At 70.3% G+C, this 20,102-nt stretch carries 16 protein-coding genes; 2 read left to right on the top strand and 14 right to left on the bottom strand.

Annotated elements, in window-relative coordinates:
• Nucleotides 1-18: 18 nt before the first annotated feature.
• The 10 genes from FY549_RS04270 to FY549_RS04225 all read right to left on the bottom strand — a co-directional run bounded on the left by FY549_RS04270 (nt 19) and on the right by FY549_RS04225 (nt 11,105).
• Nucleotides 19-1,062, bottom strand: coding sequence for an ABC transporter ATP-binding protein (locus FY549_RS04270; protein ID WP_149083978.1), 1,044 nt, complete (start codon nt 1,060-1,062; stop codon nt 19-21).
• Complete coding sequence (locus tag FY549_RS04265; protein WP_246878225.1) at nt 1,062-1,862, bottom strand: ABC transporter permease; 801 nt, start codon at nt 1,860-1,862, stop codon at nt 1,062-1,064. The genes FY549_RS04270 and FY549_RS04265 overlap by 1 nt, the downstream gene beginning before the upstream one ends.
• A 2-nt stretch (nt 1,863-1,864) precedes the next feature.
• The gene (locus FY549_RS04260) at nt 1,865-2,692 is read right to left on the bottom strand and encodes an ABC transporter permease (RefSeq protein WP_149083976.1); all 828 of its coding nucleotides are present in this window, start codon (nt 2,690-2,692) and stop codon (nt 1,865-1,867) included.
• Nucleotides 2,689-3,771, bottom strand: a complete 1,083-nt coding sequence (locus FY549_RS04255; RefSeq protein WP_149083975.1) for a polyamine ABC transporter substrate-binding protein — start codon at nt 3,769-3,771, stop codon at nt 2,689-2,691. Before FY549_RS04255 ends, FY549_RS04260 begins: the two co-directional genes overlap by 4 nt.
• A 44-nt stretch (nt 3,772-3,815) precedes the next feature.
• Entirely contained in the window at nt 3,816-4,286 is a 471-nt protein-coding gene (locus FY549_RS04250; RefSeq protein ID WP_149083974.1) for a DUF3830 family protein, read from the bottom strand.
• A complete protein-coding gene (locus tag FY549_RS04245) occupies nt 4,283-5,041 on the bottom strand; it encodes a gamma-glutamyl-gamma-aminobutyrate hydrolase family protein (RefSeq protein WP_159463505.1) in 759 nt (252 codons plus the stop codon). The genes FY549_RS04250 and FY549_RS04245 overlap by 4 nt, the downstream gene beginning before the upstream one ends.
• Nucleotides 5,038-6,534, bottom strand: a complete 1,497-nt coding sequence (locus tag FY549_RS04240; protein WP_262381135.1) for an aldehyde dehydrogenase family protein — start codon at nt 6,532-6,534, stop codon at nt 5,038-5,040. The genes FY549_RS04245 and FY549_RS04240 overlap by 4 nt, the downstream gene beginning before the upstream one ends.
• 109 nt (nt 6,535-6,643) lie before the next feature.
• Nucleotides 6,644-7,669, bottom strand: a complete 1,026-nt coding sequence (locus FY549_RS04235; RefSeq protein ID WP_149083971.1) for an Lrp/AsnC family transcriptional regulator — start codon at nt 7,667-7,669, stop codon at nt 6,644-6,646.
• A gap of 53 nt (nt 7,670-7,722) precedes the next feature.
• A complete protein-coding gene (locus FY549_RS04230; RefSeq protein WP_149083970.1) occupies nt 7,723-8,367 on the bottom strand; it encodes a hypothetical protein in 645 nt (214 codons plus the stop codon).
• Between the two features lie 176 nt (nt 8,368-8,543).
• Complete coding sequence (locus tag FY549_RS04225) at nt 8,544-11,105, bottom strand: purple acid phosphatase family protein (protein ID WP_149083969.1); 2,562 nt, start codon at nt 11,103-11,105, stop codon at nt 8,544-8,546.
• Nucleotides 11,106-11,263: 158 nt separating this feature from the next.
• Between FY549_RS04225 and FY549_RS04220 the strand changes: the two genes are divergently transcribed.
• A complete protein-coding gene (locus tag FY549_RS04220; RefSeq protein WP_149083968.1) occupies nt 11,264-12,691 on the top strand; it encodes a CCA tRNA nucleotidyltransferase in 1,428 nt (475 codons plus the stop codon).
• Between the two features lie 93 nt (nt 12,692-12,784).
• On the opposite strand, the gene treZ is transcribed toward FY549_RS04220, so the two are convergent.
• Genes treZ through FY549_RS04200 form a run of 4 tightly spaced genes read right to left on the bottom strand, consistent with a single transcriptional unit; the run spans nt 12,785 to nt 19,335 of the window.
• Nucleotides 12,785-14,521 (bottom strand): malto-oligosyltrehalose trehalohydrolase, encoded by a 1,737-nt coding sequence (gene treZ, locus FY549_RS04215; protein ID WP_149083967.1) that lies wholly within the window; start codon nt 14,519-14,521, stop codon nt 12,785-12,787.
• Between the two features lie 13 nt (nt 14,522-14,534).
• On the bottom strand, nt 14,535-16,883 hold the full coding sequence (gene treY, locus FY549_RS04210; protein ID WP_149083966.1) for a malto-oligosyltrehalose synthase: 2,349 nt from the start codon (nt 16,881-16,883) through the stop codon (nt 14,535-14,537).
• Nucleotides 16,880-19,054 carry a glycogen debranching protein GlgX gene (gene glgX / locus FY549_RS04205; RefSeq protein ID WP_149083965.1) on the bottom strand — a complete coding sequence of 725 codons (2,175 nt, stop codon included), beginning with the start codon at nt 19,052-19,054 and terminating at the stop codon, nt 16,880-16,882. Before glgX ends, treY begins: the two co-directional genes overlap by 4 nt.
• Entirely contained in the window at nt 19,051-19,335 is a 285-nt protein-coding gene (locus FY549_RS04200; RefSeq protein ID WP_149083964.1) for a hypothetical protein, read from the bottom strand. Before FY549_RS04200 ends, glgX begins: the two co-directional genes overlap by 4 nt.
• A 187-nt stretch (nt 19,336-19,522) precedes the next feature.
• On the opposite strand from FY549_RS04200, the gene FY549_RS04195 reads away from it, so the two are divergent.
• Nucleotides 19,523-20,089: a TetR/AcrR family transcriptional regulator gene (locus FY549_RS04195; RefSeq protein WP_149083963.1), complete on the top strand. Its 567-nt coding sequence runs from the start codon at nt 19,523-19,525 to the stop codon at nt 20,087-20,089.
• Nucleotides 20,090-20,102 lie beyond the last annotated feature (13 nt).

Raw genomic sequence — 20,102 nt, 5'->3', positions numbered from 1 at the left:
GACCGGGCCCTCCGGTGTTCACGCGGCCGAGATCCAGAGGACGGCGCCGTCGCGCCAGCCGAGCCCGGCGGTCCCTTCCGGCAGGGCATCCTCGTGCCGAGGGCGCACCACCCGGAGCCGGCGCCCGGCGAGTTCGACGATGTAGACCACGTCCGCGCCCCGGTACACGTGCGCGATGACCTCGACCGGAACCGGCGCATCCGGGCCGGCGACGGCCGACAGGTGCAGATCCTCCTGCCGCAGCACGACCTCACCCGAACCGTCCGGGCCGGCGCCCGTCAGGGGCACCTGCACGCCCGTGCCGTCGATGGTCGCGACCGCACCGGACCGCGTCGCGGGGAGGAGGTTCGCTGCCCCGATGAAGTCGGCGGCGAACGGGGTGCGCGGCGCACTGTAGAGCTCCGCCGGGGCGCCCTCCTGCTCGATCACCCCGCCGTTCATGAGCACGATGCGGTCGGAGAGGCTCATCGCCTCCTCCTGGTCGTGGGTGACGAAGACGGTGGTGAGGCCGAGCGTGCGGTGCAGCTCCTTCAGCTCGACCTGCATGTCCTCGCGGAGGCGGGCATCGAGGTTCGACAGCGGCTCGTCGAGGAGGAGCACACGCGGCTCGAACGCGATCGCCCGCGCCAGGGCCACACGCTGCTGCTGGCCACCCGACAGCTGCGCCGGCATCCGGTCGGCGAGATGGCCCATCTGCACGCGCTCCAGCGCCCGGACGGCGAGCTCCTTCTGCTCCGCCTTCGGCTTCTCGCCGGACATGCGCAGACCGAAGCGCACGTTCTCGACCACGCTCATGTGCGGGAAGAGGGCGTAGCTCTGGAACATCATGCCGAGATGACGCTTCTCCGGCGGCAGCTTCGTGACATCCTGCCCCGCGATCTCGATCGTGCCGCTCGTGGGCGACTCGAGACCGGCGATGCAGCGCAGCAGCGTCGTTTTCCCGCAGCCCGAAGGGCCCAGGAGCGAGACGAACTCGCCGGACCGCATAGAGAGGTCGATGCCCTTGAGCACCTTCGTCCCCTTGAAGTCCTTGGTGAGAGCAGTGATGGTGAGCGTTGTCATCAGACGAACAACCTTCCCAGGCCGATGATGCGTTCGAGGACGATCATGAGGACGACGGTGAGCAGGACCATGAGGGTCGAGACGGCCGCCACGGTGGGCGACGTGCTGAACTCCAGCTGGCCGTAGATGGCGATGGGCAGCGTCTCCAGCTGCGGGGTGCGCAGGAAGAGGGCGATGACAGCATCGTCGAACGAGATGTTGAAGGCGAAGAAGGCACCGGCGGCGATGCCCGGACGGGCGATGGGCAGCACCACGAGACGGTAGCGGTTCCACGTGCTGGCGCCCAGGGTGCGGGCGGCCTCCTCCGTGAAGTGGTCGGCGCGCGTCATCACCCCGGTCACGGTCCGCATGACGTAGGGGATCGCGATGACGACGTGGATGGCGATGAGCACACCGACGTTCGGCGAGCCGATCGTGAGCGAGGCGATCGACAGCGCGCCGATCGCCAGGATGATCGTCGGGATCGTCAGCGGCGACATCAGCAGCGCCTGGATCGCCGCGCCGCCCGGGATGCGGAAGCGGGTGAGCGCGAGCGCGGCCGCGGTGCCGACGGCCGCCGCGAGGATCGCGACCGTCACCCCCACGACCAGGCTCAGGCGGAACGGCTCGAGATAGGTGTCGGACGTGAGGGCGTCCACGTACCAGTCGAGCGTGAAGCCCTGACCGGGGAAGGTGAGGAACCGGTTCTCGCTGACGGACGCGCCGGCGACGACCAGCAGCGGGACGAGCATGTACAGCGTCACGACGACGCCCAGGAGGATCGCCAGGATGCGGCCGAGGATCGGGACGGAACGGACCATGGTCACACCTTCTGCTTCCCGAGACGGGACGTGCCGGCGAGCACGAGCATGACACCCGCGAACAGCAGCACGGCCTGTGCCGCCGCGAACGCCCAGTCGAGGTTGGTGGTCGCGTCGACGTAGATGGTCTGCGCGAACACAGGGATCTGCGAGCCGCCGATGAAGCGCGGCGTGATGAACGAGCTCACGGAGAGGACGAACACCAGGGAGGCGCCCGCGACGATGCCGGGCACGGACAGGGGCAGCACGACGTGGCGCAGCGTGCGCCAGAACCCGGCGCCGAGCGTCCGGGAGGCCTCCTCCAGCTGCGGCTTGATGCCGGAGATCACACCGAGGATGCTGAGCACCGCGAACGGCAGGAGGACCTGCACCATCGCGATCACCACACCGGTCTCGGTGCCGAGGAAGCCCTGCGTGCCGCCGACGAGGAACTCCGCGCCGGGGATCTGCATCATCAGACCGGCCGGTCCCATGAGCACCACCCATCCGAACGTGCGGACGACGACGCTCGTCATCAGCGGCAGGATGACGACAATGAGGAGGAACGAGCGCACCTTCGATCCGGCACGCGCCATGATGTACGACAGCGGGATGGCGATGACCAGGGTGATCACCGTCTGGATCACCCCCAGGCGGAGCGAGCGCAGCGCCGCCTGGAGGTGGTACTCACTCGCGAACAAGCGGGTGAAGTTGTCGAGGGTGAACCCGCCTGCCGGCGATTGCACGCTCATGAGAAGCATGCCGGCCACCGGGGTGAGGAAGGCGAGCGCGAGCAGCACGATCGCCGGCAGGAGCAGGAGCCAGGGCTCCTTACGGGTTCGGACGCTCATTTGGTGATCAGCGCATTCCACTCATCGGTCCAGGCCTGACGCGACGCGGCGATGTCGCCCGGGGCGTAGACCACGACGTCGTCGAGCTCGTCGCCGGTGAGCACGGACTCGGCCGCCTCGTCCGACAGCTCGGCCTTCGTGTTGACGGGGGAGTAGCGCATGTTCTCCGCGAAGACGGCCTGCGCTTCGGGGCGCAGCTCGTAGTCGATGAAGAGCGTCGCCAGCTCGGGGTTGTCCCGGCCCTCGACGACGTTCGCCGTGATGAGCGACGCGGTGGCGCCCTCCTCCGGGACGATGAACTCGACGGGCAGACCGGCGTCCTGCAGGGTTCCCGCGTAGTCCATCGCGTACGGCGCGAGCCAGGTGCCGCGCTGGGCGAACGCGGTCTGCAGGTCGGGCGACGTCGGGACGACGATCGCGTCACCCGACGACGCCAGCGCGCCGAGGTCTTCGATGGCCGCGGACGGGTCGTCGATGCCACCCCCGAGCGTGTCGGCCACGCGGAGCATCGACAGCACGCCGTACGTGTTCGAGAAGTCCGTCAGGGCGATGTGCCCGGCGTAGGCGTCGTCGAACAGGTCCTCCCACGAGGTGGGCGCCGGGGCGTCCGCGTCGGTGTTGTAGACGAGACCGATCGGGGCCAGCTGGATCACCGGACCCTCGCCACGCTCGAGCCCGGCGGTCGCGATGTCGATGAGGTCACCCGACTCGGACAGGTCGTCGGCGGCGATCGGGGCGATGAGGCCCTGCTCCGCGGCGGTGAACTCCTGCCCGCCGGAGAAGTGCACGACGTCGATCTGGGGGCTCGCCTTCTGGGCGGTGACCTGGGCGAGGGCGTCGGCGCTGTACAGGGTGATCAGTTCGACCTTCGCGCCGGTCTCCTCCTCGAACGGGTCGACGACGGCCTCGATGAAGGCCTTCTCCCAGTCGCCGCCGAACGACGTGACGACCAGGGTCTCGCCGGCGAACTCCTTGTCACCACCGGACGAGGACTCGCCGTCGCCGGACGCGCAGCCGGCGAGGACGAGGGCGCCGGTGGCGACGAGCGCTCCGGCGGTGAGGATTCTACGGGTGTTCATGCACTGCTCCTTCGGGATGGGTCCAGCACGGGGGGGGTGGACGCCTAGACCAGGCGTCCGATGGTGAGCTGCTTCGCTCCGTCGATACGGATCGCGGCGCTCTCCTGAGCGAATTCCGCGAGTCCTTCGGTGATGCCGGCCCAGATGTTGACGGGTGTCCATCCGAGGGGGCCGAGAGTACGGGCACCACGATCGTAGAAGACCCCGATCTCGTACCACTCGAACGGCAGGCCGCCCATCTGCATGGGACGCTGCCAGTACCACTGAAGATCGCCCGGAGCGGGCACGACCTGCTGGTTCTCCGCGGGCACGGCCTCCGGGTCGAAGTTCTGCGCCTCCTCGGGGAGGCCGACCATGACCTCGGGCCCGGCGTACATGGCGTGCATGGCCTGCATGGTGACCGGCTTCTCCAGCGCACCCCACATCGCCTCGCACGTGCGAGGGGCGAGGTCCTCGAACAGGGTGGCCACGGCGCGGACGCCATTGTCGTACTCGAGGAAGACCTGCTTGGTCATCGTGTTCCTTTCTGGGCAGCGGACGGTTCCGCTGCGCGTTCACGGGCGGCCGCGACGAACGCCGCGAACAGCGGGCGCTCCTCGGCGGCCTCTTCGGGGGCGATCATCTTCTCGGGGTGCCACTGCACCGCCCAGAAGGCCCAGTCGTCGTCGGCTTCGACGGCCTCGATGATGCCGTCGGGCGCCCAGGCGACGGGGCGCAGACCGGGAGCGGGAGCATCGACGGCCTGGTGGTGGATGGTGTTCACGACGCGGGACCCCGTCCCGTAGAGCGCGGCGAGGCGACTGCCCTCCGCGAACGTGACGGGGTGTCGGGCGGAGAGCTGCTCGTCGGCGCCGCGCACCGGATGGTGGTGCTCGGTGGCGGGGACGTCGACGATCAGGGAACCGCCGAAGGCGACGGTGCAGACCTGGAGGCCGCGACAGATCGCGAGCACCGGGAGACCGCGCTCGCGGGCCCCGATGGCCAGTGCGATCTCGTAACCGTCGCGGGCCGAGTCGTAGGACTTCCCGTCCTGCGGTTCGGCGCCGTAGTGGGACGGATGCACGTCCACCCCGCCGGAGAGCACCAGGCCGTCGAGCCGGTCGAGGACCTCGTCCACGCCGCCAGTCGGGGGCAGCAGGACGACGGCGCCGCCCGCGGCTTCGATCGGCGCGGCGTACTCGGTGCCGAGACTGTGCGCGGGCCGGCCCGTGCCGAGGTCGGTGTCGATGGAGCGGCGCCAAGTGGTGATGCCGATGAGCGGGCGGGTCACGACAGCTCTATCCAGGTGGTCTTCAGGTCGGTGAACTTCTCCATCGCGTGCAGGCTTTTGTCCCGCCCGAAGCCGGAGCCCTTGACTCCGCCGAAGGGGATGGTCATGTCGCCCTCCTCGAAGCAGTTGACCCAGACGACTCCCGCCTTCAGACGCCGGGAGAGTGTGTGCACCGCGTTGAGGTCGGTGCTCCACAGCGCGGCGGCGAGACCGTACTCGGTGCCGTTGGCGATCGTGAGGGCGTCCTCCACGTCGTCGTACGCGATGACCGACAGAACGGGGCCGAAGACCTCGCGACGCGCGACCTCGTGCTCCGGGGTCACACCGAGCACGACCGGGGCGAAGTAGCTGCCGCCGTCGACGGCCGCGAACCGCTCGGCGGTGCCGGCCGCGAGTTCGGCGCCATCGGCCTGCGCGCGGGCGACGAATCCGGCGATCCCGGCGAGCTGCTTCTCACTGACGATCGCGCCCATCGACGTGGACACGTCGAACGGGTCGGCCGGGAGAGTGGTGTGCGCCACCTCCGCGGCGATCTCCAGGGCGCGGTCCCGCTGCGCCCGGGGGACGAGCAGCCGGGACGACGCGGTGCACATCTGCCCCTGGTTGTAGAAGCAGCCGTCGGCGGTCGCACGGACGGCCCGCTCCAGATCGGCGTCGGGCAGCACGAGGCTCGCGGTCTTCCCGCCGAGCTCCGGCCACACGCGCTTGCCGTTCGACGCGGCCGAGTATCCGAGGAACCGTCGGCCGACCTCGGGCGAGCCGGTGAACGTGACGACGTCGACGTCGGGGTGCTCGCCGAGTGCACGGCCGGCGATGTGGCCGGCGCCCGGGGTGACGTTCAGCACACCGGCCGGGATGCCGGCCTCGTGGGCGAGCTCGGCCAGGCGCAGGGCGGAGAATGTGGTGTGCTCGGCGGGCTTGAGGACGACGCTGTTGCCGACCGCGAGTGCGGGCGCGAGCTTCCAGGCGGTCATCGTGAGCGGGAAGTTCCACGGCACGACGGCGGCGACGACGCCGGCGGGTTCCCGGGTGACGAGGGCGAGACTGCCGGGCGCGGTGACCGGGAGCTCGTCGAGCACCTTGTCGGCCGCCTCGCCGTACCAGCGGAAGCAGGTGACGACCGCCCGCAGCTCGGTCTGCAGGGCTTCGCGGACCGGCTTGCCCATCTCGAGAGAGATCGTGAGAGCGAGCTCCTCGGCGTTGTCGTGGATCGCCTGCGCGAAGGCGATCAGGCGCTGTCCGCGCTCGCGCGGGGCGATGCGCGACCAGACGCCGGAGTCGAAGGCTGCGCGGGCGGAGCGGACGGCGCGGTCCACGTCGGCGGGCGAGGCGGCGGCGACCGGCGGCAGGGAACGGCCGTCACGGGGGCTGACCGGCGCTAGGGGCTCGGCGGTGCCGTCCTGCCAGGCGCCGTCGATGAACATCCCGGTGCGCAGGGACAGCGCAGTCGCGCGATCCGCCCAGTCGTCTCCTGTAGCCGTGAACACGATCATCCTCTCCCGGGGTGTTGGCCCTGGAGAGGATACTCGCCCTATTTCGCCAATAGGTCAAGGTGTGGCGAACGATCTCGCCACTTCTTTACACGTCCGTAACAGAATCGGCCTATAGGCGAATGGCTCCCGTCGGCATGTCCTGCGCCAGCGCCTCCGGGGCCTCGTCGACGATCAGCGAGCCGCGCAGCACCGGCGTGATCACCACGAGCGACTCCACGACCTCCAGCCCGTCATGACCGGCGACCGAGGGGCCGGTGAGGAAGTCGTAGAACTCGTCCGCGTCGCGCACGAGCACGTTCATGAGCAGCTGTGACGTGCCGGTCGTCGCGACGACGAACTTCACCTCGGGGGCCGCCGCGAGAGCGGTGCCGACCTTCTCCAGCCGGTCCATCGGCACCCGCAGCCACACGAGGGCCTCCAGTCCGAGGCCGAAGAGGCTCGGCACGATCTCGGTGCGCGGGTGCATGAGTCCGCGGCGGTTGAGCGACTCCATCCGGCGGCGCGTCGTGGTGACGTTCAGGCCGAGCGCCCGGGCGAGCTGCGCGACGGGCATCCGCCCGTCCTTCAGCAGCAGGCGGATCAGTGCCTCCTCGTCCGCGCTCAGGGCATCCGCCGGATCGACCTCGGAACCCGACGACTCGTCCAGCATCCGCACCTGCTCGTCCGACAGCACCCCCACCCGCCAGTCGTGCCCGGAGCGGAAGAACTTCAGCACCGTGGTGACGTTGATCGACGCGATGCCCTCGACCTCGGGGAAGTCCGTGAACAGCAGCTCGCGGATCGACGCGTCGTCGTGGGGGAGGAGCATCCCGGCGATGTCGCTGCTGCCCTCGAGGACCGATACGGACGACGCGTCGGCACGCCGGGCGAGGGTGCGGGCGACATGCCACAGCGCATGCGGTTCGGTCGTGATGCGGAACAGCACCGCCCGCGCGTGGAGCACGCGGGCCGGGTCGACGTAGGTCGAGACGCGCACCAGTCCCCGGTCGAGCAGGCGTTGCCCGCGGCGGGCGACGGTCCGCTCGGGGAGATCGACCGCGCGGGCGATCTCCCCCCAGGACGCGCGGCCGTTCACCTGCAGGGCCGCCGCGACGATCCGATCGGTCTCATCGGCCAAGGCATCGTTCGCGGGCACGGGTTCTCCTTCGCGGGTCGGGCACGTGAAGGTTATCCCAGTCCCGCGGCGCGTCAGATGTCGGAGTAGTCATTGGCGCCGCTCTGGATGCCGGTCACCACGTCCTCCGTGAGGACCAGGAGCACGTACTCCACGCCGACCTCTTCCGGATGGGCCAGCGATCGCGTGCCGGCCACTTCGCGCATTCCGATCTTCAGGTAGTCCGCGATGCCGTCGCCGTCCTCATCCCACTCATCCTCCGCGCCGGCGGACCGGGCCTCGTCGCGGGTGGCGCCGAGACCGATCCCTTCCGGGGTCGTGAACGTGACGGACGGGGCATCCGCCGTCACCGAGACGGCGATCCGCGAGTTGTCGTCGGTCGCGCGCAGGCCCTCCCAGACGTAGGCGGTGTATTCGCCGCCGTACGGGCCCTCGAGCGGCTCCTCCTCCGGGGCGACGCCGATCGCGTCGGACAGGGCGTCGATGACGAGCTCCCTCTCCTCGAAGGGCACGAGCGGACCGCCGTCGACGGCGATCCCGTCCACCGAGATCACCACGATCTCATCCGCGGGCTCGGGCGCGACGGACGCATCCGGGGTCGGGGACGCCGGCGTCGGTGCCGGATCGACGGTGGAGTCCTCCGGGGCGCAGGCCGTCAGCGCCACGGCGAGAATAGTGACGACGCCCGCGATGGCGGCGCGACCGAGAGACCGGTGCATGGTGCGAGCCTAGGCCGGGGGCGGCCGCGCCGCGCACATCTCCGGAGATTCGTGTCGACACGCCGGGGCCGCCCTCCCGGGCGCGGCGTGTCGGCTGAGATCTCCGGAGTTGTGCACGGGAGGGACGGCACGGGCGCCGCCGGGAGGACCGACGGCGCCCGCGGAGGGGGGATGGGTTACTCGGCGTCCGTCGACTCGACGACCGCGGTCGCACGGCGGCGACGCAGGGCGAACAGGCCGAGGCCGGCGGCGAGCAGCACGATGGCCCCGATGACGAACGGCATGCTGTCGGCGCCCGTCGTCGCGAGGTCGCCGTCGGTTGCGCCCCCGGAGCCGCTCTCGCCGGGGACGACCGCTCCGCCACCCGCCGCCGCGGTGACGGTGAGCGCCGCGGTGACCTCGGTGCCGTCGGGACGGATCACGGCGAGCGTGTGCGTGCCGGCCGGGGTGCCGGCGGGGATGGTGACCGTGCGGGAGAACGTCCCATCCGCCGCCGTCGTGACCGTGCCCAGCGAGACCGGGTCCGAGCGGAGCTCGAGCGCCAGCTCGGCGCCGGCCGCGAAGCCGCTGCCCGACACCTCGAGCGTGCCGCCCGCCGCGACCGTGGACGCGCCGAGCTCGACGGTCGCCGGCTTCTCCGGCTCCGGCTCCTCCGTGACCGGCGGAGTGACGCCGGCCTCGGTGACCCACTTCTCGCCCGCATCGGACTTCGTCACCGTGAAGGTGTCGTAGACGGCGCCGACGGGGAGGTCTGTCGTGGCGTCCGGCTGCTTCTCGGCCAGGTACGACCGGTAGACGAGCTGGTCCTTCGAGACGTCGATCACCTGGTACGTCGTCACGCCCTGACCGCGCAGCACCTGGGTGGCGCCGTTGTTGGTCCAGACGTTCTTCTCCGGGGTCTCCAGGTCGTAGTGCTTCGCCCCGGAGTTCGACACGACGTAGACCGGGCCGGAGGTGAGGCCCGGGGTCTCGGTGGCGTCCGTGTTCACGTAGCCGCGGGCGTACGTGTGGTCGTGTCCCATGAGCACGAGGTCGATGTCGTTGCGCTGGAACACGGGCAGCCACTCGGCGCGGAGCACCGGCTCGTCACGACCGGCCGACGCGGAGAACACCGGCTGGTGGAACGTGACGACGTTCCACTTCGACGGGCTGTTCTGCAGCAGCAGGTCGAGCCAGGCCCCCTGGAACCGCGTCCACAGCGTGCCGATCTGCGACGACGGGCACTCCGCACCCGTGCAGGACGGGAGGCCGGCCGGCGTGAGGAAGGTCGTGTCGCGGGTGGCGTTCAGGGTGACGAAACGGACGCCCTGGTAGTCGGTGTAGTAGGCCGTCTCCGCAGCGAACGAGCTCCAGTGGTCGAAGAACGCGCGGTACTGCTGCGCGACCTCGGAGTCGCCCTTCGCCAGGTCGGCCAGTTCTCCGATCGAGCTCGTGGACGGGTTGTTGTGCGGGTACTCGAACGCAGCCTTCCACGCGGTGAGGAGCTTGTCGCCCGAGTACTCGTGGTTGCCGGGGGCCGCCATGACGTTGGTGCGCACGGCGGAATCCTTCATGCCCTTGAACCAGTTCAGCCACTCGTTCTCGTTGCTGGACGTGTTAATGAGGTCTCCGGCGTGGACGGAGCCGATGGATCGCGGCGCGTTCGCCTCGGCCTGCTTAACGACGCTCGGCCAGGTCGTGTCGAGGCCGATCTGGGCGTCGCCGTAGTAGATGAACTGGAAGTCGCTCGCCGCCGGGTCCGCCGTGCGGAACTCGTACCAGTCGCTCCAGCTGCCGGGGAGACCCACGCGGTAGCGGTAGGCCGTCGCGGGGGCGAGGTCGGTGACCGTCGCCGAGAAGTGCTTGTTCGGATTGCCGTTCACCACTCCCGCGTCGTAGGCGTCGACCGTGCGGGTGACGCCACCGGCCGCGGGGCCGATCTCGACCTGCCCGACCGTGTGCGAAGGGTCGCCGGCGAGCCAGGAGAACGACTGCGAGACCTCGGGCTTCTCGGTCGGGGTCAGGATGACGCGCGTGGGCGGTGCGACGACCGGCGTACCGGGGTCTGCGGCCTCGACGAGCGTGAGCGACGACATGTCGAAGTAGATGTCGGAGCTCGTCGCGCGGTCCTGGAACAGCGACACGGCGATGGTGTTGGTGCCGTCGTGGAGAAGGTCGCCCTCGGCGCTGAACGTGCTCGTCAGGGGGTCGCCGTTGGAGTCGCCGGCGTACTCGACGTTGGTCGTGTCGGTGATACGGCCGTCGACGTACCGGGCGACCTCCTCGCCGTTGATCCACACGATGAGCGCGTCGTCGAAGGTGACGGTGCTCTGCAGGGCGGCGACCTGCTCGGCGACGCCGGCCTCCAGCTCGAACGTCGTGCGGAAGAAGTAGGTCGGTACCGTCGGCGCCTTCACCCCGTCGAGGTAGTGGGTGAGGAGCGTCTTCGGTGTCTGCGGCCCGACCGGGGCGAGGGCGCCGTTCTTCGCCCCGAACGAGCCGGGCGCCGTCTTCCATGCGCTGTCGTCGAAGGCGGGCAGGGTCCAGTCGCGCAGGGCGGCCGGGGCGGGGGACGGGTCGGAACCGTCATCGAGGTAGTGCCACGTGGTGTCGCCGGTGATCAGGGATCCCGTCGGCACGTCGGGGTCGGGTGCGGCAGTGGCCGCGGGCGCGACGACGGCGCCGCCGAGCACGGCGAGCAGCGCGACGGACGTCAGTCCGCGACGCCGCCACCGCACCGCAGGGGTGAGGGAGGTCATGTCTGTCCTTCATGGTGGGTGTCCGTGCTCAGCCGCACGGGGCGTCCTCAGCCCAGCGGAGCCGGATGACGGAGGGCTGACATCGAGGCGACGGGCAGGTGAACGGGGTCGCGGGCGGTCCGGGAGGGGTGGAAAGCCGGGCCGGTACGCTGGAACCCATGCTCAACATGGCCGACGGCCTCGCCCGTCTCGGCGCGCTCGCCGAGAATCCCGTCGTCCGTACCCTCGCTGAGGCCTTCGACGCCGCCGGTTACGAGCTCGCCGTCGTCGGCGGTCCCGTCCGCGATGCGCTCCTCGGTCGGGAGACGCACGACCTGGACTTCACCACGAGCGCTTCGCCCGACGAGATCCTCGCGATCGTGAAGCCGGTGGCCTCCGCGCACTGGGACATCGGCCGCGCGTTCGGAACGATCGGTGCCCGCGTGCGGGGCGAACAGGTCGAGATCACGACCTACCGCGCCGACAGCTACGACGGTGTGACCCGCAAGCCGACCGTCGAGTTCGGCGACACCATCGACGGCGACCTGATCCGCCGCGACCTCACGGTCAACGCGATGGCCCTCCAGGTGCCCGCCGTGAGACTGGTCGACCCCACCGGGGGTGTGGAGGACCTCGTGGCCGGCGTGCTGCGGACCCCGACGGATCCCCGGGTGTCGTTCGGCGACGACCCGCTGCGGATGCTGCGGGCGGCCCGGTTCAGCGCCCAGCTCGGTTTCACGGTGGATGACGACACGGCCCGGGCGGTCACCGAGCTCCGCGAGACCCTGAAGATCGTGAGTCCGGAGCGCGTGCAGTCCGAACTCGTGCGCCTCATGCAGACCGACGACCCTGTTCGCGGCATCCGCGTGCTGGTCGAGACCGGGCTCATCGACGAATTCCTTCCGGAGGTCAACGCCCTCAAGCTCGAGGTCGACGAGCACCACCACCACAAGGACGTCTACGAGCACTCGCTCACCGTGCTCAGCCAGGCCATCGCGCTCGAGCATGCGAGACACCCCGGAGCAGCGCCGGACGTCCCGTTGCGGATCGCGGCCCTGCTCCACGACATCGGCAAGCCGCGGACGCGCCGGCTCGAGCCGGGCGGAGCGGTCACCTTCCACCACCACGACATCGTCGGCGCCCGCATGGCTCGCAAACGCCTGCAGGCCCTGCGCTTCGACACCGCGACGACGGAGGCCGTGGCCACGCTGATCGAGCTGCATCTGCGGTTCTTCGGCTATGCGGAGGGGGCATGGACGGATGCCGCCGTGCGCCGCTACGTCCGCGATGCCGGTGACTTGCTGGAGCGCCTGCACATCCTCACCCGCGCCGATGTCACCACGCGGAACAAGCGCAAGGCCGCTCGGCTCGCGGCCGCCTACGACGACATCGAGGCTCGGATCACGGCGCTCCGTGAGCAGGAGGAGCTCGACGCGATCCGTCCGGAGCTGGACGGCAACCGGATCCAGCAGGTCCTCGGCATCAAGCCGGGACGGGAGGTCGGCGAGGCGTACAGGTTCCTGCTCGACCTCCGTCTCGATGAGGGCGTACTGGGCGAGGCCGTCGCGGAGCAGCGCCTCCGCGACTGGTGGGCTTCGCGCGGCTGACCTCCGCCGACCCACCCCTTTTCGTGCCTCCCGGCCCCCTGCGGCCGCACGAAAAGGGCCGGGTCGGCCGCAGAGGGGTGGGTCGACCTCAGCTCACGATGGCGGCGGCGTCTGGGGGAGGGTCAGGGACGTGGGAGTCCGCGTCAGGGCGGCCGTTGCGAGGAGGAGCTCCGACGTGGAGGGCACCGCGAAGGACGCGGGCGTGGGGGAGAGGTTCACCAGCACCGACACCCCGCCGCGGTCGATGCGGTAGACGCGGTGATCGGGTCGGCCGTCGGTCTCGCCGACCTCGACGGCCGTGTGTGCGGGGTCCGGGTCGGTGAGTTCCGGCCGCGCTCGCCGCAGTCGTGCGAGGTCGCGGTACAGCGCCAGGAGCCGGGCGTGCTCGGGGGCCTCGGCGTCGGCCCAGTCGAGGTGCGAGCGGTGGAAGGTCTCGGGGTCCTGCGGATCGGGCACCGCGGCCGGATCCCACCCCATACGGGCGAACTCGGCCGTGCGGCCCTCGACGACGGCGCGTCCGAGCTCGGGCTCGGGGTGCGAGGTGAAGAACTGCCACGGCGTCGTCGCGCCCCACTCCTCGCCCATGAAGAGCATCGGGGTGCCCGGCGCGGTGAGGGTGAGCACGGCGGCCACCGCGAGCCGGTCGGGGGAGAGGGTGGCGGACATCCGGTCCCCGGCGGCGCGGTTCCCGATCTGGTCGTGGTCCTGCGCGAAGGTCACCAGTCGCCAACTCGGCACCTCGGCCGGGATCGGGGCCCCGTGCGGACGGTCGCGGAAGGACGAGTAGGTTCCGTCGTGGAAGAAGCCCCGCTCCGTCACCTTGGCCACCGCCTCCTCCGCGGCGAAGTCGGCGTAGTACCCGGTGGTCTCTCCGGTGAGTGCGACGTGCACGGCGTGATGCCAGTCGTCCGACCACTGGGCCGTGAGCCCGTAGCCGCCGGCCTCCCGCGGCAGGATCAGCGTCGGGTCGTTGAGGTCGGATTCCGCGATGAGGGTCAGCGGCCGGTTCTGCTGCGCGGACAGAGCGTCCACGCGTTCGGAGAGCTGGCGCAGCAGGTGCACGGGTTGCCGGTCGTGCAGGGCGTGCACGGCGTCGAGCCGCAGCCCGTCCACGTGGAAGTCGCGCAGCCACATCAGGGCGTTCTCGAGGATGTACTCCCGCACCGCGGCCTCGTCCAGGTTCAGCGAGTCGCCCCACGTGTTGGATTCGCCTTCGCGTAGGTACGGGCCGAAGAGGGGGAGGTAGTTGCCGCTCGGGCCGAGGTGGTTGTACACGACGTCCTGCACGACCGCGAGGCCGCGCGCGTGGGCGGCGTCGACGAAACGCTGGTAGGCCGCGGGACCGCCGTACTCCTCCTGCACCGCGTACCAGAGCACGCCGTCGTATCCCCAGTTCCAGCGGCCGTTGAAGGCGTTCACCGGGAGTACCTCGACGTGCGTGACGCCGATGTCGACGAGGTGGTCCAAGCGACCCACGGCTGCGTCGAGTGTGCCCTCCGGCGTGAACGTGCCGATGTGCAGCTCGTAGATCAGGCCGCCCGCGAGCTGTCGCCCCGTCCATGCGGTGTCGGTCCATGCGAACGCTGCAGGGTCGAACGCCGCCGAGGCCGCGTGCACGCCGTCCGGCTGGCGGCGCGAGCGCGGATCAGGGCGCAGGTCATCGCCATCGTCGAGCACGAAGCCGTAACGCTCACCATCGGCGAGGATGAGGTCCGTCGTCCACATCCCGTCCGCCGACGCCGTGAGCTCCTGCTCGTCCACGATCGAGCCCGCGGGGTCCAGCCTCCGCAACCGCACACGCGTCGCGCGCGGTGCCCACACCTCGATCATCGGCAGGTTCCTCTCATCGGGCGAGTTCGATCAGGGCGACGGGGTATGTGTCGAGCAGCTCCGCCAGGCGCACGGGTCCCGGGGGGATCCGTCGTCCCGTGAGGAGGTCGGTCCCCGGCAGCTCGGGCCGCATCATGACCGTGTCGCCCCAGCCCCCGCGCCGCGCGAGCCCCACCGGAAGCCGGGTGGCCACCGCCGTCGCGCCGCCGCGGTGCACGGCGACGGCGTGGTCCGCGGCTTCGCCCTCGACCACAGCCGGTCGGTAGAAGCGGAACAGCTCGGGGTTGTCGCGCCGGAGCCGCAGCGCCCGCGAGGTCAGCAGCAGCTTCGCGGCACCGGTGTCATCGATCGGGGGCACGATGCCGCGGGCATGATTCTCGTCCAGCTCCCGCAGCATCTCCGCGCGGAGAGCGAAGTCGACGGGTCGCCGGTTGTCGGGATCGACGAGTGAGAGGTCCCACAGCTCGGTGCCCTGGTACACGTCCGGCACGCCGGGTCCCGTGAGCTGCAGCAGCTTGGCGGAGAGGGAGTTGGAGCGACCAGGACCGACGATCTCGGCGACGAACGCATCGAGGATCGGAGCGGCCTCGCCCTCGACGGAGCGTGCGATGGCGGCAAGTCCCTCCTCGAACACCGCATCCGGGCGCTGCCAGGTCGTCCGCTCCGCGGCCTCCCGCGCCGCCTTGGTGGCGTAGGCGAGGAGCCGCTCCGAGGGCAACGGCCAGGCGCCGACGGCGGCCTGCCAGATCAGCGCGTCGAGGGGACCGTGTCCCGTAGTCGCGACGGCGCGCAGCTCGCTCAGCACTTCGGCCCAGCGCTCCGGGATCTCGGACAGCACGGACAGGCGCGCGCGCACGTCCTCCGAACGCTTGGTGTCGTGCGTGGACAGGGTGGTCATCGAGTGCGGCCACCCGGCGAGCCGCGCCCGCTGTGCGTCGTGGAACTCGTCGACGGAGAGCGCGGGGACGGACGGGTCGGCGCCGACCTCGGTCAGCGTCCCGAGTCGGGTGCAGCGATAGAACGCGGTGTCCTCCACACCCTTCGCCATCACGGCGCCGCTCACCTGCGGGAACCTCTGGGCGACCTCGAGGTGGCGATCGTTCAGCAGGGGCTCGAGTGCGGCGAACGCGGACGACAGGTCAGGGCGTCGCCGCCGGGCCTCGCCGAAGGCGGCGCGCAGGTGCTCACGGCCCTCCGGCAGGTAGGACCGGTACACGGGGAAGCAGGCGAGCAGCTCGGCCAGTGCGTCGTCGGCGCCCACGATCCCGTGGGGGAGGGTGCGCACGAGCCGTCGCACCTCGGCGGTCAGGAGCGTGTCGGCGATCATCCGCTTCGTGTCGTGGATGAGGTCGTGCCAGGGCAGCGCGTCCGGCAGGCCCGTCTCGGCGCGGAGTCGGGCATCCAGCCGGTCCAGTGCCGCTACGCCCTCCCGGTCGACGAAGAGGCGGTCGAGCTCGGCCAGCGCGTCGTACCCGGTCGTGCCGTCGGTCCGCCACCAGGCCGGCAGCGCCTCGCCCGGCTCCAGGATCTTCTCCACGAGCGTGTACGCCCGTCCGGTCGCGTCGGCAAGCTGCTCCAGGTATCCCCCTGGATCGACGAGTCCGTCCGGATGATCCACCCGCAGCCCGTCCGCGAGCCCTTCCCGGATCCAGCGGCTGATCTCCCGATGCGACTCGCTGAAGACGTCGGGCCGCTCCACCCGGATACCGGCGAGCTCCGACACAGCGAAGAAGCGGCGATAGGTGAGGTCAGTGTTCTGGTCCTGCCAGAACCGCAACTCGTAATTCTGAGCGTCCAGGAGCGCGGGGAGGTCGTCGGCCAGCGCCGCGGATCCCGGAGCGAGGGGGAGCTCGTGCTCGAAGTAGCGCAGCACGCCGTCGGGGGCGTCCTCGGCCGGGGTGGCGTCCACCACGATCTCGCCGTCCGCGATCACCTCGTCCGGCGCCGCACCGAGCAGAGGCAGCAGGAGCCGCCCGCCGCCGGACGTCCAATCGATGTCGAAGGCGGCCGCGTGCCGGGTGTTCCGCCCGAGACGCAGCACCTCCCACCACCAGCGGTTCTGCCGGGGCGCGGCGACGCCCACGTGGTTGGGCACGATGTCGACGAGGATGCCGAGTCCGGCCGCCCGCGCGGCGGCGGCGAAGCGCACCAGGCCGTCCTCACCGCCGCGATCGGGATCGACGCGCCCGTGGTCGACGACGTCGTACCCGTGATTCGACCCCCGGGTCGCCGCCAGCAACGGCGACAGGTAGGCCCACGAGGCGCCGAGCTCCGCGATGTAGCCGGTCACGTCCGCGGCGGCATCGAGCGGGAAGCCGGCACTGATCTGCAGGCGATACGTGGAGAGCGGCCTGTCGGTCATGAGGCCGCCTGCTCGCTCTGCGCGCGGAGCGAGGCATCGACGGAGTCATCGGTGTCGACGGGCTCGCCGTCGATCTCCTGCAGCACGAGCAGTGCCTTCGCCTCGAGCGGCACGGTGTCGCGCGCCCGCAGGTTCCTGTCGCCGAGCTCGCCGGCGGTGTCCACGGCGACGAACCACTGCGCGCCGTGCCGGTCGTCCGGCAGAGCGAGGTCGACGGGGTCGTCCCCGCTGTTGAAGTAGACGAGGAAGTTCACGTCCTCCACGGGCCGACCACGGCGGTCGATCTCACGGATCCCGCGGCCGTTCAGGAACATGCCCACCGAGCGACCGAAGCCCGAGTCCCAGTCCTCCGGTGTCATGCGGCCGCCGTCCGGTCGCAACCACACGACGTCGGGGATGCGCTCGCCGTCTTCGTCGGCCACGGGGCGTCCGTCGAAGAAGCGGCTGCGGCGGAACGTCGGATGCTCGTGCCGGAGGCGTGCGACCGCGGCGGTGAACTCGACGAGGGGCAGGTCTGCAGCCTCCCAGTCGATCCAGGTGAGCTCGTTGTCCTGCGCGTAGCCGTTGTTGTTGCCGTGCTGCGTACGACCGAGCTCGTCGCCGTGGGAGATCATCGGCACGCCCTGCGACAGCAGCAGCGTCGCGAGGAAGTTCCGCTGCTGGCGGGCGCGACGCCGGTTGATGTCGATGTCGTCGGTCGGTCCCTCCGCCCCCATGTTGTCGGAGCGGTTGTGGGATTCGCCGTCGTTGTTGTCCTCGCCGTTGTCCTCGTTGTGCTTCTCGTTGTACGAGACGAGGTCGCGCAGCGTGAAGCCGTCGTGCGCGGTGACGAAGTTGATGGAGGCGACGGGACGCCGCCCGGAGTGCTCGTACAGGTCGGCGGACCCGGTGAGCCGGGAGGCGAACTCCCCGAGCGCCTGCGGTTCGCCGCGCCAGAAGTCGCGCACGGTGTCCCGGTACTTCCCGTTCCACTCCGTCCACTGCGGTGGGAAGTTGCCCACCTGGTAGCCGCCGGGGCCGATGTCCCACGGCTCGGCGATGAGCTTCACCTGCGAGACGATCGGATCCTGCTGCACGAGCTCGAAGAACGCGGCGAGGCGGTCGACGTCGTAGAACTCGCGGGCGAGCGTCGCGGCGAGGTCGAAGCGGAAGCCGTCCACGTGCATCTCTGTCACCCAGTAGCGCAGCGAGTCCATGAGCAGCTGCAGGGCGTGCGGGTTGCCGGCGTTGAGGCTGTTGCCCGTCCCCGTGTAGTCGGTGTAGTACCGCTTGTCCTCTTCGAGCCGGTAGTACGCCTCGTTGTCGATGCCGCGCATCGAGAGCGTCGGGCCGAGGTGGTTGCCCTCCGCGGTGTGGTTGTAGACGACGTCGAGGATGACCTCGATGCCGGCCTCGTGGAGCGAGCGGACCATGGCGCGGAATTCCTGCACCTGCTGGCCGGCCTGACCGCCGGCCGCATAGGCGTTGTGCGGGGCGAAGAACCCGAGGGTGTTGTAACCCCAGTAGTTCGACAGCCCCTTGTCCTGCAGCACCGAGTCGTTGACGAACTGATGCACGGGCATGAGTTCGAGCGCGGTGACCCCGAGCCGCTGCAGGTGCTCGATGATCGCGGGATGCGCGATTCCCGCGTACGTGCCCCGCAGCTCCTCCGGAATGTCGGGGTGGCGCTGGGTGAGGCCCTTCACGTGGGCTTCGTAGATGACGGTCTCGGCGTACGGGGTCTTCAGGGGGCGGTCGCCGCCCCATTCGAAGAAGGGACTGACGACGACGCCCTTCGCCATCGCGGCGGCGGAATCGTCGTCGTTCCGGGAGTCCGGGTCGCCGAAGTCGTAGCCGAACAGGGACTGGCCCCAGTCGATCTCGCCCGCGACGGCCTTGGCGTAGGGGTCGAGGAGCAGCTTGTTCGGATTGAACCGCTGTCCCTGCGCGGGGTCATAGGGGCCGTGTACCCGGTAGCCGTAGTGCTGCCCCGGCTGGACCGTGGGCAGGTAGCCGTGCCAGACGAACGCATCGACCTCGGTGAGCGGCACTCGCGTCTCGGTGCCGTCGTCGTCGAAGAGGCAGAGCTCCACGCGCTCCGCTCCCTCACTGAAGAGGGCGAAGTTGGTCCCCTGACCGTCGAAGGTGGCCCCCAGCGGGTACGCGGACCCGGGCCAGACCTCCCGGCTCATCCGGCGAGGGCGTGGTCGCGCGAACCCGCGGCCATGGCACTGACGATGCTGACGGCATGGTCGTAGTCGTACACCTGAGCGATCTCCACAGCCCGAGGATAGGGGTGTCCGAGGTAGCAGACATAGAGCGGCGGCACGACTTCGATGTATCCGACGGGAGCGTCATGCGAGACGACGTAACGATCGAAGTCGATCCGCTCGCAAGCCGGCTCGGTCGCGGCGGGGTGGTCCGCGTCGGCGCGCTGCGAGGAGCCAGTGCTGGTGGGGGTGTGGACGTTCATGGCGCCTCCTGACTCGTGATGGGACCACGATAGGAATCAGGACCCGATCCGAGAACGGCATTGCCATCGGGGCCCGGACCGGCTATACACCGGAGGGCCCCGATGCCGCGGGGTCGGTCCTCTCGAATCACTACACCTGTCGCGGTTGACGATACAACAGATGTAGTGATTGCGCTAGAGTGGGGGCATGGTGAGGAACGAGGCGCGTCGGCGGCAGCTTGCGGACGCCGGGCTGGCCGTGTTGGCGCGCGAAGGGTCGCGGGGACTCACACACCGCGCCGTCGACGCCGAGGCGCAGGTTCCCGGCGGCACGACCTCCAACTACTTCCGCAGCAGGGATGCGCTGATCGAGGGGCTCGTCGACCGCATCGGAGAGCGTCTGGCCCCCACGCCGGAGGACCTGGAGCGACGGGCGGATGTCACTCCGAGTCGCGCGCTGTTCGCCGACTACATCCGCGACATCGTGCGTCGCCTCACCGCCGACCGCGACGTCACCCTCGCGTTGTTCGCACTCCGCCTGGAGAGCGCCCGCCGGCCCGAACTGGCCGCCCTGCTCGGCGCCTGGCAGCGGGCGGGGTTCGACGCGGACGTCGCCTTCAACGTCGCCGCCGGCCTCCCTGGCGGCCGTCGTGAGATCGCTCTGTTCCATTACGCGATCGACGGCCTGCTGCTCGACCGGCTCACCGTGCCGATCGACCCCGACACCTCGACGGACGACGTCATCGACGATCTCGTCGCCGGGCTCCTGCCCTGACCGAGCCGCGGCG

The sequence above is a fragment of the Microbacterium sp. 1S1 genome (assembly GCF_008271365.1).
In the GTDB taxonomy this organism is placed as follows: Bacteria; Actinomycetota; Actinomycetes; order Actinomycetales; family Microbacteriaceae; genus Microbacterium.
Note: the sequence above shows the minus strand (reverse complement) of the source record. Positions and strands in the feature narration are given on the sequence as shown.